The following is a 19,217-nucleotide window of genomic DNA, read 5'->3' on the forward strand; positions in this document are numbered from 1 at the left end:
ACCATGTCTAAACCTTCTTTACATAAAGGTCGGCCAATTCACCCTAGTGAAGCAGTGGATGAACTTCTTGAAAACTGGCCAATTCCTGATGTTGCACAAGACACCAGAAAGTTGGCTGGACGTTCAACTGCCTATGGTACGCCTTTAGCTGACATGTACCGCAAGGAGCGTCAAAAACAAGCGGTAGAAGAACAGCCCGAAGAGCCGGAAATTCCTGCTCTGACCATGGCAGAGCTTGAAAAAATTCGCCAAGATGCTTACGAAGAAGGGCTTAAGCAAGGTCATGAGCAAGGCTATATTGATGGCTTTGAAAAAGGGGCTCATGAAGGCAAAGAAGCAGGCTTCAAAGAAGGCGTTGAACTAGGCAAAGAGCAAGGCCAAGAAGAAATAAAGCCAATTTTAGAAGAGCAGTTAACCACACTGAGAAGTTTGCTTGATAGCTTATCTCAACCATTAGCAAAAGTTGATGAAAGTGCAGAGAAGCAGTTGGTGCAGTTAGCGGTCATGCTAACTGAGGTATTAGTTTACCAAGAAATTAAAACCTCACCAGAAGTCATCTTGCATGCATTAAAGCAGGCCATTGACGCATTAGGCGAAGAACAAGCGAAAGTACGTATTCACTTACATCCCGATGACATAGCATTAATTACACAAAGTTATGGCGAACAAACTATTGCAGATAATCACTGGCAGTTAGTTGCAGAGCCGACCTTAGAACGTGGTGGTTGTGAAATTAAAACCCCGCAGTCGTCTTTGGATATGACAGTTAAAACTCGCGTCAAAGAAACGTTGGAAAACTTTTTGCATAGCAGTGGTATATAACATTTATTAGGCTCTTTATGAGTACTCACGCAATGACCCTTAGCGATCGCTTAAAACGCTACGAAAAACATATCAAAGCCCCAAAACCAGCTGTTGCTGGTATTTTGACGCGTGTTGTTGGTTTAACACTCGAAGCGAAAGGGCTCAGAGCGCCGGTTGGCAGTCAATGTAAAATTGAGATGATAAATGGCTTTGTTGATGCAGAGGTGGTTGGCTTTAACGACCAAACTTTGTATTTAATGCCCAATGACCATATTTCTGGTGTACTGCCTGGTGCACGAGTGATCCCAAAGATGAATGAAACTGGTTTACCTGTGGGTATGAGTTTGCTTGGGCGTGTCGTTGATGGTCTTGGTCGTCCACTCGATGGTTTAGGGGCGATTAATGCTGAGCACCATCTTAAATTTGCCCAAAATTCCATAAACCCCCTTGCAAGACGTCCAATTAGCCAGCCTATGGATGTAGGTGTACGGGCTATCAACTCTGTTATTACCGTAGGTCAAGGTCAGCGTATGGGGCTATTTGCAGGCTCTGGTGTTGGTAAGTCAGTGCTACTTGGGATGATGACACGTGGCTCTGAGGCTGATGTGATTGTGGTCGGTTTGGTGGGTGAACGCGGCCGCGAGGTAAAAGAATTTATTGAAGAGATTTTAGGTGTTGAAGGTCGTAAACGTTCAGTTGTAGTAGCTGCTCCGGCCGATGCTTCACCATTAATGCGTTTAAAAGGTTGCGAAAGTGCAGTAACCATTGCTGAATATTTTCGTGATCAAGGTCTTAACGTATTGTTGTTACTGGACTCTGTTACCCGTTATGCCATGGCACAACGTGAAATCGCTTTAGCGGTTGGCGAGCCGCCTGCAACCAAAGGTTACCCGCCTTCAGTATTTGCTAAACTGCCTGCGCTGGTGGAGCGTGCTGGTAATGGTGGTGAAGGGCAAGGTGCGATTACGGCATTTTTCACCGTGCTCAGTGAGGGCGATGATATGCAAGACCCAATTGCAGACTCTGCCCGTGCTATTTTAGATGGTCACATTGTTTTATCTCGGGATTTAGCCGACAGTGGTCATTACCCGGCTATTGATATCGAAAAATCAATTTCCCGTGTTATGCCGCAAGTGGTCTCTGAAGCGCATATGCAGCAAGCGCGAGTGCTCAAGCAAGTGTATTCAATGTATCAACAGAATAAAGACATGATTACGTTAGGTGCATATCAAAAAGGCACCGACCCTATGCTCGATCAAGCAATCAATATGATGCCGCGAGTCAATCAATTCCTTCAGCAAGGCATGAAAGACGTTATTAGTTATGATGATGGTCTGCAAGGTCTAGCGCAGTTATTAGGACAAGGTTAATGGCTAAAAGTAAACTTGATTTATTGTTAAAGCTTGAGAGCGATAAAGAAGAATCGTTACGCATGGATTACTTAAAAGCGCAGCAGCACTTACAAAGTAATCAACAAAAACTGCAAGGGCTAAATAACTTTCGCATGGAGTATTCTCAGCAGTTACATTTGAAAGGGCGCTCAGGTTTGTCTAGTGCTGGGTTTAGCCAATACCATGCTTTTATTGCCAAAATAGAAGAAGCGATTCGCCAGCAAGCAAGCACTGTTAACACTGCAAAGCAAGTTGTTACGCAGCGCAAAGCCTTGTGGTTAAAACAGCAAGTGAAAGCAAAAGCGGTGGCAAAGTTAATTGAGAAACAAGCTGAAAAGCAAGCGATGCTAGTGGCAAAAGCGGAGCAAAAAATGTTGGACGAATTTGCTTCAAATCAGTTTTATCAACGTCAGCTTAAAAACGCACTTCTCTAAAATCCTAATCTTTTTAGGCATGTTAATTGCATTTACTTAATCAGAAGCATTAATTTTGGCACTTGCGGCGGCAAATTGCCTCTTTCTTTTTAGGTGAATTATGGCGATCAGTGATATCAATTTGCAGGTTAAAACTGAGCAAGGTACTGGTTTTTCTAGCAAAGAGACGGAGTCTTACGATACAGCTTCAGGGTTGCGCTTTTTAACGTCATTAACAGAAGCAAGTGAAGCGGCAAATGCCCAAACAACCTCTCAATCTAAAAATGACAACGAGTATTATCGTCTTGAAAAAAGTGAACAAGAGTCTGAAGAGCTGACTGTCGATACAGACTATGACCACGAATCAGCCACAGCAGATGTAAGCGATAGCAAAAAGAATACGAGTGAGACTGTAACAAAAGAGCAAGATGAGTCACAAACAGACTCAAGCCTAAATGAAGAAAACTCATTACTTTCGCAAATTAATGCAGCCCAAGCGATGAGTACACGGGTTAATAAACTTATTGAAGATAATGAGTTAGGCGATGATGTAACTGCTAAAAAGCCAGTCTCTGGTGATTCTGTTACCCCAATAATTCCATCACCAATGAACTCTATGTCTGATGCTGATAAGTCTGCTGGCAATTCTGATATCAACAATACTGCTGCGAGCGTATTACATAAATCAAAAGTTGCGACAGCTGTCGATAATCAGTTAAAAGCTGGTACTGAAATAGCGCAGAAAGATGCAAAAACGTCTGATAGTGATAGCCCATTAATCGATAAAAAACTAACTGTTTCTGCAGCTGATACGCCAAATACAGTGCCGCAACAGTCCGAATCAGCTAAAGAGACAAAAGCAAACCTCTCGGAAAAAAATAGCCTTAATAGTCTGTTAAAGGCTACGGGAGAGGCTGATGCTCAAAAACCAACATCAGCACAGCTCGCCGCTCAAAATAACCAAGCTAGTGTCGCAAGCTCAGTGGTTGCAGAAGTCACTAATGCCAAAACTGTTTCCTCTACAGAGCAAAACCCTGATTCACCTAAAGTTAACCAAGGGATAGAAAATTCTGTAACAGATAAATCAATTATCAGTTTGTTTGCTAAGGTGCAAAGCGGTGATGGTAAAGCTGTCAGTGAATTTGCAAAAGGTTTATCACTTACCCACGAGCAGCAACAACAGCTTGAACAACAAATTAATCAGTTAAAGACAGATCACAAGTTAGACTCAAAAGACGCTGAAACTATTAAAAACTTGCTTACAGAATTGATGAACAAAACTACGCCGTTGCAAGTTACGCAAAATCAAGCCTCACAATTAACGGCTGATGAGTCGCAAATACAGCAAGGTGTTAAGTTATCTGAGCAAAAAACAAGTGACTTTAAATTGCCTGTAGGTGTTGAAAAGCAACTGGCTGGATTGACAAAAGATGAGCAACAAGCGCTGTTGAACAAGGTTAATGCACAACTACAAACAGTCACAGCTGGTACTAGCCAATTTGAAAAACTAACAGCAGCTAAGGCTTGGCTTTCAGAGGCTGTTAACACTAACGGGAAAACAAATCTAACTACGCCGGTTACTACAGCCAATGCAAGCGCGGTAGAAAATAGTAATACAACACCTACGCGAGCTGAAAAGTTAGCCCCTGCGGTAGGTAACGTAAATAATTCTGAAGAGTCATCAGCTGAGCGAGATATTAAGCTTAATGCTGAACGTTCGCAGGAGGTTAGTACCCCGCGAATTACTCAGTTATTAAATCAGTTAACGTCGCCTGTGGCGACGTCGATTCAGCCAACAGCACATGATATTGCTCAGCATCATCATGAAAATGCAATAGATGCGCATATTATGCAGACGCAAACAACTCAGCAAGCACAGAGCAAGTCGGTGAGTGTAGATCCTGGGGTTATGCAAGCGATTAATATCATTAAAAGTGATGCCGCGAAAATGCTTCAGGAACGAGTTAGTGCTTTGTTAAATATTAATAATAAAGAAGCTGAAATCCGTCTTGATCCGCCTGAAATGGGCAGTATGCAAATACGTATCCGCAGTGACGCAGAGCAGGCACAAATAAACTTTGTAGTACAAAACCAGCAAGCTAAAGAAGCGCTTGAACAATCTATGCCCCGACTACGCGAAATGCTTGCTCAGCAGGGAATAGAGCTAGGTGAAAGTAGTATTCAGCAGGGTAGCCCTGAGCAGCAGCAGGATGGAGAGCCTGGTCAAGGCCAGTTAGCTGGTAATCAGCACAGTGAAGAGCAGCAACAAGAGGTAACAGCACAAAGTGCAGAAACTTCTCGACAACAATCTTCATCATCAATAGATTACTATGCATAAGTCCTGCTATTATAAGAAATAAAATAGTTACAATGAGTATATTTCCTAACTGTTGTAACGCTTAAGGAAGTGACAATGGCCGAAGAAGCAAATTTAGAAATAGAAGATACAGGTAAAGGTAAAAAGAAGCTCATAATTATCATTGCTGCGGTCGTTGTGATAGTGGCTGCTGCAGCAGGCTACTTTTTATTTATGGGTGGTGAAGAACCAGTAGAAAGTCTTGCCGACGAAACAACGGCAGCAGAAGCCGCGGCACCTTCAAGTTCTGCTGAAATTGGCTCTGCTTTGTATGTTGCTATGCCTCGTCCTTTTGTTTTCAATGTACCGGGCGCTAGTCGTGACCGTATTGTGCAAATTAAAGTGCAGCTTTTAGTACGTGGCGAAGTAAATGAAGAAACGGCTAAAAAGCATATTCCACTCATTGAAAGTACCTTATTAAGCGTACTGTCAACAACGACAGCGGATGAGCTAGGTACCAGTGAAGGTAAAGAGTCTGTTCGTGTTGCTGCACTTGAAAAAGTGCAATCTGCTTTAAATGATGTGGAAGGCAGCAAAGTGATCGAGCGGGTACTGTTTACCGGCTTTGTGATGCAATAAGGGGTCAGCGTGAGCGATTTATTATCTCAAGACGAAATTGATGCGCTCTTACATGGTGTTGATGAAGTCGATGAGGAAGATATTCACGAAGGTGATGACTTAGACAGTAATACACTGCAATATGATTTTTCTTCACAAGATCGTATCGTACGTGGCCGAATGCCGACGCTGGAAATCGTGAATGAACGTTTTGCGCGTCACATGCGCATTAGCTTATTCAATATGATGCGCCGTACCGCTGAAGTCTCGATTAACGGCGTACAAATGATCAAATTCGGTGAATATATTCATACCTTATTTGTTCCTACAAGCTTGAATATGGTGCGTTTTCGTCCGCTAAAAGGCACAGGGCTTATCACCATGGAAGCACGCTTGGTGTTTATTTTGGTGGATAACTTCTTTGGGGGTGATGGTCGTTACCATGCCAAAATTGAAGGCCGCGAATTTACCCCAACAGAACGCCGTATCGTGCAAATGCTGCTTAAAATTATCTTCGAAGATTATAAAGAAGCATGGGCGCCGGTAATGGATGTGTCGTTTGAGTATTTAGACTCAGAAGTAAACCCAGCCATGGCCAATATCGTTAGCCCAACAGAAGTGGTTGTTATCAGTTCATTTCACATTGAACTTGATGGTGGTGGTGGTGATTTTCACGTCGCCTTGCCTTACTCAATGCTTGAACCTATCCGTGAGTTACTTGATGCCGGTGTGCAATCAGATACAGAAGATACTGATTTACGCTGGAGTAAAGCGCTGCGCGACGAAATTATGGATGTTGAGGTTGACTTATCAACACAGCTTCTCGAAATAGATTTAACGCTACAGCAGATTATGGAGCTTAAAGCGGGTGATATTATTCCGGTTGAAATGCCAGAGCATATCACTGTGTTTGTTGAAGAGTTACCGACATTTAGAGCAAAAATGGGCCGCTCTAGAGATAATGTTGCTCTACAAATTAGCGAAAAAATTAAACGCCCTGAATCAGTTAAGTCTGAGCTTCATGTGTTCACAAAAGGTGGCAAAAAACTGGATTCAGATGCAGAATTAGCAGAACTAGAAGAAGATCTACACCTTTCTGATGGTGTCGATTTAGACTGGTAGTCGATTTATAAGGTTAAATATAATGAGTGATGATCAAGATACAATGGACGAATGGGCTGCGGCCTTAGCCGAAGCTGAGGAAGCCGAAAATGCCACAAGTGATGCTTCTGTGGCAGAGCTTGATGAATTAAAAGATGAAAGGCATGAGCTCTCAAGTGACGAAAAACGAAAGCTTGATACCATCTTAGACATTCCGGTGACTATTTCGATGGAGGTCGGTCGTTCAAAAATCAATATTCGTAACTTATTGCAATTAAACCAAGGTTCTGTGGTTGAACTTGATCGGGTTGCAGGTGAACCGCTTGATGTGTTGGTTAATGGTACGCTAATTGCGCATGGTGAAGTGGTCGTTGTAAACGACAAGTTTGGTATTCGCTTAACGGATGTGATTAGCCAAGTAGAGCGTATTAAAAAGTTACGATGAACGCACTTATCGCTTTATCGAGTGCGTCGAGCACTGTGTTTCCAACGGCATCACCGACGGCAGATCTTCTGTCTATGGTGATGTCTTTGCTTTTGGTGTTGGTTGTTATTATTGGATTGGCCTTTTTTGTAAAAAAGCTTAACCCGAATCTCGCTAACAGTGATGAGTTTAAAGTTGTCCGAAGTTTACCGTTAGGCTCACGTGAGCGATTAATGGTGATTGAAATAGATAACGCTCAACACTTAATTGGTGTGACACCTCACAGTATTAATTACTTACATAAGCTTGAAACACCCTTAAAAGAAAAAGAATTGCCAGAACTAGCAAAAAGATTTGGCAAACTATTAAACCCACAATCACCTTCTAATAAAAAGAATTAACGCTATGATCAAGTGGCTCGTTATTTTAGCAAGTGTGTTGTTTTTACCTTCCGTCAATGCAGAAGGTGTCGAAGCGCTCACTATCACCACTAACCCTGATGGCTCGCAAGATTACTCGGTAACGCTGCAAGTGTTAGCGATCATGACTGCGCTGAGCTTCATTCCTGCCGCAGTCATCATGATGACCTCATTTACACGTATCATAGTTGTACTTGCTATTTTGCGTCAGGCTATTGGTTTACAACAAACACCATCGAATCAAATATTGCTTGGTATGTCATTGTTCTTAAGTATTTTTATAATGGCTCCTATCTATCAGCAGGTAAACGAACGTGCAATTGAGCCTTATTTAAATGAACAGGTTACTTCTACACAAGCATTGGAGCTTGCAAAAGAGCCAATGAAAGCTTTTATGCTCTCGCAAGTTCGCATAAAAGATTTAGAAACCTTCGCAAAAATTGCCGGCTACGATAAATTAGATTCACCAGAAGATACCCCGCTAATTGTTTTAATTCCTGCGTTTGTTACCAGCGAATTGCAAACGGCCTTTATCATTGGTTTTATGTTCTTCATCCCGTTTTTGATAGTTGATTTAGTTGTCGCCTCGGTATTAATGGCCATGGGTATGATGATGCTCTCACCTATGATTGTGTCCTTACCCTTTAAGATTATGCTGTTTGTGCTAGTAGATGGTTGGAGCCTTGTGATGGGCACATTGGCGAAGAGCTTTGGGCTTGGGGTGTAGCCATGCAATTACAAGCACATAATTAGGTAGGAGAGACAAAATGGAACCAGAAATTTTTGTCGATATACTCAGTGACGCGCTGTTTTTAGTCATAAAGTTAGTGTCAGCAATCGTGGTGCCAGGCTTATTAGTTGGTCTTGTAGTGGCAGTTTTCCAAGCGGCAACATCAATCAATGAGCAAACCTTAAGCTTCTTACCGCGTTTGTTAATTACCATAAGTGCACTTATTATCGGGGGCCATTGGTTTACTCAAGAGCTTATGGATTACTTTACGCGTTTAGTGATGTCGATACCGGAGATTGCAGGCTAAATGGAGTTTCCATTTGCAGTCATAATTCAATGGCTCAGTGATTTTCTACTGCCGTTGGTCCGCATAAGCTCAATGATCATGATTATGGCTGGTCTTGGCGCGAAAAACGTTCCCACACGAATTAAACTAGGTTTAGCTATTGTAGTAACGTTTGTTGCTGTACCTATGTTGCCGCAGGCAAGCTTTAATAATCTTTTCTCATTTGAAATGATATTAGTCGTGATACAGCAAATGCTGATTGGTGTTGCGATTGGCTTTGCTTCAGTCTTACTGCTCAATACCTTTGTTCTTGCCGGACAAATACTAGCAATGCAAACCGGTCTTGGTTTTGCGTCGGTCGTTGACCCGTCAAACGGTATGAATGTTCCAGCAGTGGGCCAGTTTTATCTCATTTTGGCTACTTTGCTGTTCTTTGTGTTTAACGGTCATTTGATGATGATTCAAATGGTTATTCATAGCTTTGAGGTATTGCCAATCGATGGTAATTGGTGGGCGGTGGATCATTACTGGGATATCGTTACTTGGGGCGGTTGGATGTTTACCACAGCCTTAGTACTTGCCTTGGCACCACTAACAGCTATGCTGGTTATTAACATGTCGTTTGGTGTAATGACCCGTGCAGCGCCGCAACTTAATATCTTTTCCATAGGTTTCCCGTTTACTCTTGTAGCTGGTCTTGTGATTATTTGGGCAACGCTTGGTAACTTTATGACTCAGTTTGAGTTTCAGTGGTTAAAAATGGTTGAGTTAATGTGCAGCCTTGTTGGTTGTACACCTTAGGAGCGAGCCATGGCTGAAGATTCAGGTCAAGAAAAAACCGAAGAACCCACCGGGAAAAAAATAGAAGATGCCAAGAAAAAAGGCCAAGTAGCGCGCTCAAAAGAGCTCGGCACTATGTTTGTACTTATTTTCTCTGCAATTTCGTTACTAATTTATGGTCCTGAAATCGGCAAAGGTTTGTACAACATTATGGGCCGATTATTGAGCCTGAACCGCAATGAAACCTACGACACCACTAAAATGTTCTCTGTGTGGGGAATTGTTGCTGATGCGTTGATTTTCCCTATGGCGATGTTCGTTTTTATCATTGTCATTGCTGGTTTTATAGGAAATACCTTGCTAGGCGGATTTAATTTTAGCTGGGAAGCCGCAGCACCAAAAGCGAGTAAAATGTCGCCTGCGAAAGGTATTAAACGTATGCTTGGCCCTCAAGCTGGCGTAGAGCTTGTTAAATCCATTTTGAAGTTTGCAGTGGTTGCAGGCTTTGCGGTGTTTTTAATTAATACCTTTTTTGATGAAATACTTCATTTGAGCCAAGAAAGCGCACCCAGTAATTTTATTCATGCGCTTGAGATCCTCTCTTGGATGTTTTTAGGATTGACCTGCACGTTGATAATCATCGCAGCGATTGATGCTCCATATCAAAGCCACAAGCATCATAAAGAGCTGAAGATGACCCTACAAGAAGTAAAAGACGAATACAAAAACTCAGAGGGTGACCCACAAATTAAAGCGCGTATTCGCCGTACGCAGCGTGAAATGTCGCAAAGGCGCATGATGCAAGATGTCCCTGATGCCGATGTTATTGTTACCAACCCGACTCATTACTCTGTGGCGCTAAAATATGATACAGCCAAAGCCGGAGCGCCTATTGTGCTTGCTAAAGGGGTTGATGAACTTGCTATGCAAATTCGTAAGGTTGGTAAAGGAAACGATGTGCCTATTGTTGAGTCTCCAATGCTTACTCGTGCGCTTTATCACACCACCGATGTGGGCCAGCAAATTCCGGATCAGCTGTTCACTGCAGTTGCTCAGGTTCTCGCTTATGTATTCCAGTTAAAACGCTTCCAAAAAGGACGTGGTAAACGGCCTGTTCCACTCGACAAAAAGTTACCGATTCCAGATGGTTACAAATATTAATTCCTAGCCTTATAACTTGGAATAGTTATTGCAAATTCCGTGTAGTGTCAATTTTTTGAAATTGTTGAATTATGGAATTTAAAGCGGTATTACAACAACTTAACAGAGATAAAAAAGAATATGCTAAGGGTGTCGGTACGCCACTGCTGGTACTTGCAGCCTTGGGTATGGTTATTTTACCCCTGCCTCCATTTCTTTTAGATATTCTTTTTTCGTTTAATATCGCGTTAGCCCTAGTGGTGTTACTTGTTACTGTGTACACCATGAAACCGCTTGAGTTTGGTATGTTCCCAGCGGTACTTCTGATTGCAACCATCATGCGCTTAGCACTGAATGTAGCCAGTACCCGTGTGGTATTGCTTGAAGGTCATAATGGTGGGGACGCTGCGGGTAAAGTAATCGAGGCCTTTGGCTCGGTAGTTATCGGTGGTAACTATGCGGTTGGTTTAGTCGTCTTCCTTATTCTTATCATCATTAACTTTGTGGTTATCACTAAAGGTGCTGGCCGTATTTCTGAAGTGTCAGCTCGTTTCACCCTTGACGCAATGCCAGGTAAACAAATGGCAATTGATGCTGACTTAAACGCTGGTTTCATTAGTGCTGAACAAGCCCGTGAACGTCGTGAAGAAGTAACTCGCGAAGCCGATTTCTATGGCTCGATGGATGGTGCGAGTAAATTCGTAAAAGGTGATGCGATTGCTGGTATTGTCATCTTGGTTATTAACATTGTTGGTGGTTTATTTGTTGGTATGATCCAGCATGATCTTACTTTTGGTCGAGCAATGGAAGTTTACACTCTTCTAACCATTGGTGATGGTCTTGTTGCGCAATTACCTTCGCTATTATTATCAATCGGCACAGCGATTGTTGTAACCCGTCAAAATGAATCGCACAACATGGGCGATCAGTTTAAAACGCAATTGGGTAATGAAAAATCGTTATTCATTGCCTCTGGTATCCTAATCATTATGGGCTTAGTACCGGGCATGCCACATATTGCATTTTTAAGCTTAGGTGCATTGTTAGGTTATTTAGCGTATTACACGCAACAGCAAAAACTTAAAGCTGCAGCTGAGAAAGCAGAGCAAGAAGCTAATGGCGGTGCACCGGGTACGGGTGTTGCTAACAAACAAGAACAAAAAGAACTTGGCTGGGATGATGTACAGCAAGTTGATGTGATTGGTTTAGAAGTAGGTTATCGCTTAATTCCACTTGTTGACCAATCTCAAGGTGGTGAACTGTTAAATCGTATCAAAGGTGTGCGTAAAAAGCTGTCTCAGGAGCTTGGCTTCTTGGTGCCTCCTGTGCACATTCGCGATAACTTAGAACTTGACCCTAACGCTTACAGAATCACGATGATGGGTGTTTCAAGCGGCGAGGGCGAGCTTAAGCATGGCGATGAGCTCGCGATCAATCCTGGTCAAGTATTTGGCCCAATCAAAGGCGTGGCTACTAAAGACCCTGCATTTGGTTTAGATGCGGTATGGATCAAACCAGATCAAAAAGATGAAGCGCAATCATTAGGCTACACCGTAGTCGACTCAGCAACTGTTGTTGCGACTCATATTAGTCAGTTACTTACTAACAGTGCAGCGTTACTACTTGGCCATGAAGAAGTGCAAAACTTATTAGATATGTTAGCGAAGAGTCATCCTCGTTTGGTTGAAGGACTGGTTCCTGACGTATTACCACTCACAACAATCGTAAAAGTGCTACAAAATTTACTAAACGAAGGGGTGGCAATTCGCGATATGCGCTCAATTGTACAGACCCTTGTTGAATATGGCCCACGTAGCCAAGACCCTGATGTACTAACGGCTGCAGTGCGAATTTCACTGCGCAGACTAATCGTTCAAGACGCCGTTGGTATGTCTTCTGAAATCCCTGTCATAACCTTGGCGCCTGAGTTGGAACAGATGTTGCATCAGTCACTTCAGAATGCAGGTGACGAAGGTGCCGGAATTGAGCCAGGCCTTGCAGAGCGACTTCAACAATCATTGAACGAAGCGCATCAAAACCAAGAAATGGCCGGTGAACCTTCGATACTGTTAACGTCAGGAATGTTACGTACTGTGTTATCTCGCTTCGTTAAGTACACCATCCCAGGTTTAAGGGTGATGTCTTACCAAGAGGTACCAGACGAAAGACAGATTAAGATTGTCAGCTCAGTAGGCCAACAATAGGATAGTAAAGGGGTTGAACCATGAAAATTAAACGTTTTTTTGCCAAAGACATGCGCACAGCACTCAAGGAAGTGAAAGACGAGTTAGGTGTTGATGCGGTAATTATGTCAAACAAAAAGCTAGCCAACGGCGTTGAAATCGTTGCAGCTGTTGATTATGACAAAGCAGCCCCGAAAGCAGAAGCAAACCCAGCGCCAGTGCAATCAGCACCTGCGCCACAGCATAACTTCGTCAAACCAGAGCCAATGCGTGCCAAGCCTGAGCCGCAAGCAAAAGTTGCCGATAGCTTACAAGCGTTACTAGAGCGTCAAGCCCCACGCCCTCGTTCGCCAGAGCTGGCGTCAATGTTCAGTCAGTCTGGTATTGATACGAGTGAACACTATCAACCTAAAGAGCAAAGTTATGACCAACCTCGTCCTGAATATGCTCCAAAACCACGCTATCAAGAACAAGCTGCTCCACGTATGCAAACACAAGCGCACAGTTTAGGTTTTGATGATGACTTAGACTCAGGGTTTGATGATCTAGATACACCTACAGAGCGCAAACAAGTAGCGCCGGCAAATCAATCTGAAATTGCGACAATGCGCGAAGAAATGAATGCCATTCGTCAATTACTTGAACATCAAGTATCAGGCTTAATGCAACAAGATATGGCGCGTCGCGATCCGACTCGTGCGTGTATGATTGACCGTTTAGCTGGTATGGGTATTGAGCGTGACGTTGCAGAGCAAATGGCCTGTTTTATTCCTGACGATGTATCACGTCAACAAGCTTGGCAAGCACTTCTGCAAATGGTTGAAAACCAAATGCATACAACGAATAACGAAATCCTGCGTCAAGGTGGTGTATTCGCTTTAGTTGGCCCTACAGGTGTTGGTAAAACAACCACTGTTGCAAAACTCGCAGCACTTGGTGCACAAAAATATGGTGCCGATAAAGTGGCGCTTATCACGACTGATACTTACCGTATTGGTGCCTACGAGCAACTTGCAACTTATGGCCGTATTATTGGTTGTGGTGTGAAGCAAGTAAAAGATGCCAATGAATTGGCTGAAGTGCTATACCATTTACGAAATAAGCGTCTAGTATTAATAGACACTGCAGGTATGAGCCAACGTGATTTACGCTTAACTGAGCAACTTAATACCTTAATGCGTAATCAGCGAGTTGATATTCGTAGTTATTTAGTGTTGAGTGCTACAGCACAAATTAATGTGCTACAAGAAACCGTAAGACACTTTAAAAAGGTTCAGCTAAGTGGCTGTATCTTCACTAAATTGGATGAATCGTTGAGTTTAGGTGAGATTATTAGCATAGCGATTCAAAATCGCCTGCCAATAGGGTATCTTACTAATGGTCAGCGTGTTCCAGAAGATATTCGCGTAGCGAATGCTGAAAAACTAGTGAAAAAAGCTGAACAATTGTATTTAAAACGAGCAAAAGCACAACATTCACGACGTCAAGCAGTAGCGTCGAACACAGTAGGGATGTATGATTAACACAGTATTAGATCAAGCAAGCGGCCTGCGCAAAATGAATCAAAATAATAATAGTGGCGTTAAAGTTATCGCTGTTACTGGCGGCAAAGGTGGTGTGGGCAAAACGAATGTATCACTCAACACTGCAATTGCATTAGGTCAGCAAGGAAACCGCGTATTAGTATTGGATGCCGATTTAGGGTTGGCAAACTGCGACGTGATGCTTGGTTTACGTGTTGAACGTAATTTATCTCATGTTTTATCTGGCGAATGTGAGCTTGATGAAATTCTTGTAGAAGGCCCTGCTGGTATTAAAATTGTGCCAGCAACGTCTGGCTCGCAAAGCATGGTTGAGTTAACTCCTTCTGAGCATGCTGGCCTTATTCGCGCTTTTAGCGAATTAAACACCGAGTTTGATATTTTAATTGTCGATACCGCCGCAGGTATTTCGGACATGGTATTAAGCTTTTCACGTGCAGCACAAGATGTCGTTGTGGTTGTATGTGATGAACCTACCTCAATTACAGATGCCTACGCGCTTATTAAAGTGTTAAGCCGAGAGCATGGTGTATATAAATTTAAAATTGTTGCCAACATGGTGCGTAGCATGCGTGAAGGGCAAGAATTATTTGCTAAACTTTCAAAAGTAACGGATCGTTTTTTAGATGTTTCTATGGAATTAGTCGCAACGATTCCCTATGACGAAAACATGCGTAAATCTACGCGACGTCAAAAGGTTATCGTTGAGTTATTTCCAAACTCACCAGCAGCGGTGGCGTTTAAAACATTAGCAACGAAAGCAGTTAAGTGGCCGATCCCTAACCAACCGTCTGGTCACTTAGAATTTTTTATTGAGAAACTAGTAAACGGCTAACTATGACAACATCGGTGAATAAAGCGATGGGATATCAATCAGCACAGAATTTAAATGCGATTGTTGAAAAGCACGCCTCTTTAGTCAAAAAAGTGGCGTGTCATTTGATTGCTCGTTTACCTGCTAGTGTTCAGCTCGATGATTTAATTCAGTCAGGCATGATCGGCCTTATTGAGGCGTCAAAAAACTTCGACGCTAGTAAAGGTGCAAGTTTTGAAACCTTTGCAGGTATCAGAATTCGCGGTGCAATGCTTGATGAAATCCGTCGAGGCGATTGGGCACCACGCTCTGTGCATCGAAATGCACGTCTAGTCGCAGAAACAATTGCTGAATTAGAAAGTACCCTAAACCGCGAGCCCAAAGACACAGAAGTTGCTGAAAAACTTGATATTACACTAGATGAGTACCATCATATTCTACATGACGTTAATTCTAGTAAAGTATTAGGTATCGAGGATTTAGGTGTTGATGAAGACGTAATAACACCAATGGGTCATGATTTAGCACTAGACAAACCGTTTAATAACGTTAAAAATGAGCGGTTTAACCAGTCTCTATTAACGGCTATCCAATCGTTACCAGAAAGAGATGCCCTTGTTTTGTCTTTGTATTACAACGATGAAATGAACTTGAAAGAAATAGGACACATACTCGATGTTAGCGAGTCGCGTGTGAGTCAAATACATGGTCAGGCGATGATTAAGCTCAAAGCAAAAATCAATGACTGGATTAATTAGTAGTAAGTAAATATAGGTTCAAACCTCACCGGAGGATGTTTTGGATAAAAACATGAAGATTCTTGTTGTTGACGATTTTTCTACAATGAGACGTATCATTAAAAATCTATTAAGGGATTTAGGTTTTACCAATGTGCAGGAAGCTGATGATGGTTCAACAGCATTACCAATGCTACAAAATCAAGAATTTGATTTTGTTGTAACAGATTGGAATATGCCTGGCATGCAAGGTATTGACTTGTTACGTGCTATACGTGCCGATGATAGCCTTAAACACATTCCTGTTTTAATGGTAACAGCTGAAGCGAAAAAAGAACAAATTGTTGCTGCTGCTCAAGCAGGTGTTAATGGCTACATTGTTAAACCATTTACTGCTGCGACACTTAAAACCAAATTGGAAAAAGTGTTTGAACGTTTAGGTTAATCTAAGGGGAGAGGCTTATGTCAGCACCTGCTGCGCCTCATATAAGTTTAGAGCAAGCTCGTCAACTTGTTGAGTATCTTGAAAAAGGTGAACAAGAGAAGGCAGATAAGCTAATTCTTGAAGCCGCCTCAAAAGAACAATCAGAGTTGTTTGCCGAAGTCGGTAAATTGACGCGTCAACTGCATGAAGCGTTAAAGAACTTTGATCTTGATACTCGTCTCGTCGATTTAACTACCGATGCGATACCCGACGCTAAACAGCGATTAAACTATGTCATGGAAATGACAGAAAATGCAGCAAATAAAACCATGGATGCTGTTGAGGCAAGTTTACCTATTGCACAACAACTTGCTGATGAAATTGCAACAATCAAGCCCACGTGGGATCGATTGATGAACCGAGAAATTGAGCTTGGTGAGTTTAAAACCTTATGCCATAGCTTAGATAAGTTCATGAACAACTCTCATACTAAAACTGATGAATTACAAGGCTTGATGACCAATGTGCTTATGGCGCAAGACTACCAAGATTTAACTGGTCAGGTAATTCGCCGTGTTATTGAACTAGTACGAGAAGTTGAAGACAGTTTAATTAATCTCTTAACTGTATTCGGCAGTCAAGAAGATGGTCAGCAAAAACAAGAAAAACAGGCCACAGAACAAGCACCTGCAACAAGCGATACGCTAGCAGGTCCTGAAGGGCCAATTATTGATGCAGAGTCACGTGATGATGTTGTCTCAGGACAAGATGAAGTTGATGACCTATTATCAAGTTTGGGCTTCTAAGAGGAGAGTAACTGCATGAGCTTTGAAGTCGATGAAGATATTTTACAGGATTTCCTTGTTGAAGCAGGGGAAATTCTAGAGCTTTTGTCAGAACAATTGGTTCAGCTTGAGAACAACCCAGAAGACAAAGACTTACTTAACGCAATTTTTAGAGGTTTCCACACTGTAAAAGGTGGGGCAGGTTTCTTGAGTATGACAGAGCTTGTTGACGCTTGTCATGGTGCAGAAAATGTCTTCGATTTACTTCGCCAAGGTGTGCGTAGTGTAACACCTGAATTAATGGATGTTATTCTTCAAGCTCTTGATACCATCAACGAAATGTTCTCAACTATTCAAAATCGTGAGCAACCAGAGCCTGCCGATCCTGCTCTACTTGATGTACTTCATAAGTTAAGTCAGCCACCAACAGCAGAAGAGCTTGCAGGAGAAGACACAAGTGTTATTGAAGACACAACCCCTGCACCTGAAGAGCCAGTAGTAGAAGAACCTGTTGTTGATACCACTGATGTAACAGCCGACATAAACACTGATAATATTGATGAAAGCGACCCGTTTGCTTTTGATATGCTATTTGATGGTGGTGGTTTAGCCCAAGAGAGTGCTTCACAGAATATTGATGAAATCACTGAAGACGAATTTGAAAGTTTACTTGATGAGTTACATGGTAAAGGTCAAGGACCTGCAGCTGCAACTCTCGATTCAAGCAGCAATGATAGTGATGACATTACCGACGATGAGTTTGATAGCTTATTAGACGAACTTCATGGTGTGGGCAGTTTTGGTGAAGTTAAACAACCCGATACCCCTCAACCTGAAGCTCCAAAACCTGCTGCTCCTAGCACCAGTGTAAGTAGTGATGGTGATGACGAGATCAGTGATGATGAATTTGAAGCATTACTTGACGAATTACATGGCAAAGGGAGTGCACCAAAATCACTTGAAAGCACCCCAACAGCCGCACCGAACGTAGAGCCAGAGAAACCAACGCAAGCAGAGAAACCTGTTGCTAAAGCTGCGCCACAACAAGCTGCACCGAGTAAACCAGCAGCACCAAGTAAAGCGACTCCTGCACCAGCTAAAGCGCCTGAGTCTGCTGCTGCACCGAAAAAAGCGCCGCCACCTCAGGCCGAAACTACTGTACGTGTTGATACAAAACGCCTAGATGAAATTATGAACATGGTGGGCGAGCTTGTATTAGTGCGCAATCGATTAGTGAGCCTTGCTAATAACACAAACAGTGAGTCAATGGGCAAAGCTATTTCAAACCTTGATGTAGTTACAGCAGACTTGCAAGGTGCGGTAATGAAAACCCGCATGCAACCAATTAAAAAGGTATTTGGTCGCTTCCCTCGCGTAGTACGAGACTTAGCACGTAGCTTGAAAAAAGATATTAATCTGCAGCTGGTTGGTGAAGAAACAGATTTAGATAAAAACCTTGTAGAAGCGTTAGCAGATCCATTGGTGCACTTAGTGCGTAACTCTGTTGACCATGGTATTGAAATGCCAGAAGTGCGTGAAGCTGCGGGTAAACCTCGCACAGGTACTGTCACTTTATCGGCATCTCAAGAAGGTGACCATATCTTACTGACCATTCGTGATGATGGTGCAGGTATGGATGCTGAAAAGCTGAAGAAAATAGCGATTAGCAAAGGGGTTATTGACCATGATCAAGCAAGTCGTTTATCTGACACCGAGGCTTATAATCTAATTTTTGCACCGGGTTTCTCAACGAAAGAAGAGATCTCTGACATTTCAGGCCGTGGTGTCGGCATGGATGTAGTAAAAACGAAGATCACCCAGCTTAATGGCTCGGTTAATATCCAGTCAGAATTGGGAGTAGGTACTGCGCTTGAAATCAAGGTGCCATTAACACTGGCTATCTTACCGACCCTTATGGTTGTGGTAGGTGAGCAAACTTTCGCATTACCACTTGCAGGTGTTAGCGAAATTTTCCATCTTGATTTAACTAAAACTAACGTTGTTGATGGTCAGCTAACAATTATTGTGCGTAAAAAAGCGATTCCGCTTTTCTATTTACAACACTGGTTAGTGAAAGGAGCCAACCGCCAAGAGCGAAAAGCAGAAGGTCACGTGGTGATTGTGCAAATTGGTACCAAACAAGTAGGGTTTGTTGTTGACTCATTGATTGGTCAAGAAGAGGTCGTAATTAAACCTCTTGATGCATTACTTCAAGGTACACCTGGTATGGCTGGTGCAACAATCACATCAGATGGTGGCATTGCGTTAATTTTAGATGTACCGAGTATGCTCAAGCACTACGTTGGCTAATAAGAAATAGTAATTTGCAGC

At 42.6% G+C, this 19,217-nt stretch carries 19 protein-coding genes; all 19 read left to right on the top strand.

Annotated features, from left to right (window positions below):
- Positions 1 to 3 precede the first annotated feature (3 nt).
- The 19 genes from fliH (at position 4) to QL229_RS07220 (ending at position 19,196) form a co-directional block, all read left to right on the top strand.
- On the top strand, positions 4 to 822 hold the full coding sequence (gene fliH, locus QL229_RS07130; protein ID WP_135923860.1) for a flagellar assembly protein FliH: 819 nt from the start codon (positions 4 to 6) through the stop codon (positions 820 to 822).
- Positions 823 to 839: 17 nt separating this feature from the next.
- On the top strand, positions 840 to 2,174 hold the full coding sequence (fliI, locus tag QL229_RS07135; protein ID WP_281546650.1) for a flagellar protein export ATPase FliI: 1,335 nt from the start codon (positions 840 to 842) through the stop codon (positions 2,172 to 2,174).
- The gene (fliJ, locus tag QL229_RS07140) at positions 2,174 to 2,629 is read left to right on the top strand and encodes a flagellar export protein FliJ (RefSeq protein WP_063706592.1); all 456 of its coding nucleotides are present in this window, start codon (positions 2,174 to 2,176) and stop codon (positions 2,627 to 2,629) included. Before fliI ends, fliJ begins: the two co-directional genes overlap by 1 nt.
- A 100-nt stretch (positions 2,630 to 2,729) precedes the next feature.
- Positions 2,730 to 4,946, top strand: a complete 2,217-nt coding sequence (locus QL229_RS07145) for a flagellar hook-length control protein FliK (RefSeq protein ID WP_281546651.1) — start codon at positions 2,730 to 2,732, stop codon at positions 4,944 to 4,946.
- 75 nt (positions 4,947 to 5,021) lie between these two features.
- Positions 5,022 to 5,543, top strand: a complete 522-nt coding sequence (fliL, locus tag QL229_RS07150; RefSeq protein WP_135923863.1) for a flagellar basal body-associated protein FliL — start codon at positions 5,022 to 5,024, stop codon at positions 5,541 to 5,543.
- A gap of 9 nt (positions 5,544 to 5,552) precedes the next feature.
- Positions 5,553 to 6,644, top strand: coding sequence for a flagellar motor switch protein FliM (gene fliM / locus QL229_RS07155; RefSeq protein ID WP_281546652.1), 1,092 nt, complete (start codon positions 5,553 to 5,555; stop codon positions 6,642 to 6,644).
- A 22-nt stretch (positions 6,645 to 6,666) separates the two neighbouring features.
- Positions 6,667 to 7,068 carry a flagellar motor switch protein FliN gene (gene fliN, locus QL229_RS07160; protein WP_135923865.1) on the top strand — a complete coding sequence of 134 codons (402 nt, stop codon included), beginning with the start codon at positions 6,667 to 6,669 and terminating at the stop codon, positions 7,066 to 7,068.
- Positions 7,065 to 7,448, top strand: coding sequence for a flagellar biosynthetic protein FliO (fliO, locus tag QL229_RS07165; RefSeq protein ID WP_135923866.1), 384 nt, complete (start codon positions 7,065 to 7,067; stop codon positions 7,446 to 7,448). Before fliN ends, fliO begins: the two co-directional genes overlap by 4 nt.
- 4 nt (positions 7,449 to 7,452) lie before the next feature.
- The gene (gene fliP / locus QL229_RS07170) at positions 7,453 to 8,193 is read left to right on the top strand and encodes a flagellar type III secretion system pore protein FliP (RefSeq protein WP_135923867.1); all 741 of its coding nucleotides are present in this window, start codon (positions 7,453 to 7,455) and stop codon (positions 8,191 to 8,193) included.
- A gap of 40 nt (positions 8,194 to 8,233) precedes the next feature.
- Entirely contained in the window at positions 8,234 to 8,503 is a 270-nt protein-coding gene (gene fliQ, locus QL229_RS07175) for a flagellar biosynthesis protein FliQ (RefSeq protein ID WP_054553264.1), read from the top strand.
- Entirely contained in the window at positions 8,504 to 9,283 is a 780-nt protein-coding gene (gene fliR / locus QL229_RS07180) for a flagellar biosynthetic protein FliR (RefSeq protein WP_135923868.1), read from the top strand.
- Between the two features lie 9 nt (positions 9,284 to 9,292).
- Positions 9,293 to 10,423: a flagellar biosynthesis protein FlhB gene (gene flhB, locus QL229_RS07185; RefSeq protein ID WP_135923869.1), complete on the top strand. Its 1,131-nt coding sequence runs from the start codon at positions 9,293 to 9,295 to the stop codon at positions 10,421 to 10,423.
- A gap of 71 nt (positions 10,424 to 10,494) precedes the next feature.
- Positions 10,495 to 12,606, top strand: a complete 2,112-nt coding sequence (flhA, locus tag QL229_RS07190; protein ID WP_235382071.1) for a flagellar biosynthesis protein FlhA — start codon at positions 10,495 to 10,497, stop codon at positions 12,604 to 12,606.
- 20 nt (positions 12,607 to 12,626) lie between these two features.
- A complete protein-coding gene (gene flhF / locus QL229_RS07195) occupies positions 12,627 to 14,108 on the top strand; it encodes a flagellar biosynthesis protein FlhF (RefSeq protein WP_281546653.1) in 1,482 nt (493 codons plus the stop codon).
- Positions 14,101 to 14,961, top strand: coding sequence for a MinD/ParA family protein (locus QL229_RS07200; RefSeq protein WP_135923872.1), 861 nt, complete (start codon positions 14,101 to 14,103; stop codon positions 14,959 to 14,961). Before flhF ends, QL229_RS07200 begins: the two co-directional genes overlap by 8 nt.
- Positions 14,962 to 14,987: 26 nt before the next feature.
- Positions 14,988 to 15,698 carry an RNA polymerase sigma factor FliA gene (locus tag QL229_RS07205; protein WP_135926251.1) on the top strand — a complete coding sequence of 237 codons (711 nt, stop codon included), beginning with the start codon at positions 14,988 to 14,990 and terminating at the stop codon, positions 15,696 to 15,698.
- Positions 15,699 to 15,738: 40 nt separating this feature from the next.
- Positions 15,739 to 16,122, top strand: a complete 384-nt coding sequence (gene cheY, locus QL229_RS07210; protein WP_016708035.1) for a chemotaxis response regulator CheY — start codon at positions 15,739 to 15,741, stop codon at positions 16,120 to 16,122.
- 17 nt (positions 16,123 to 16,139) lie between these two features.
- Positions 16,140 to 16,907, top strand: coding sequence for a protein phosphatase CheZ (locus tag QL229_RS07215; RefSeq protein ID WP_281546654.1), 768 nt, complete (start codon positions 16,140 to 16,142; stop codon positions 16,905 to 16,907).
- A gap of 15 nt (positions 16,908 to 16,922) precedes the next feature.
- Positions 16,923 to 19,196 (top strand): chemotaxis protein CheA, encoded by a 2,274-nt coding sequence (locus QL229_RS07220; RefSeq protein ID WP_281546655.1) that lies wholly within the window; start codon positions 16,923 to 16,925, stop codon positions 19,194 to 19,196.
- The last annotated feature ends 21 nt before the right edge of the window (positions 19,197 to 19,217 follow it).

Origin of the sequence: Pseudoalteromonas sp. PAR1, from assembly GCF_947311895.1 — a bacterium.
GTDB classification, from domain to species: domain Bacteria; phylum Pseudomonadota; class Gammaproteobacteria; order Enterobacterales; family Alteromonadaceae; genus Pseudoalteromonas; species Pseudoalteromonas lipolytica_C.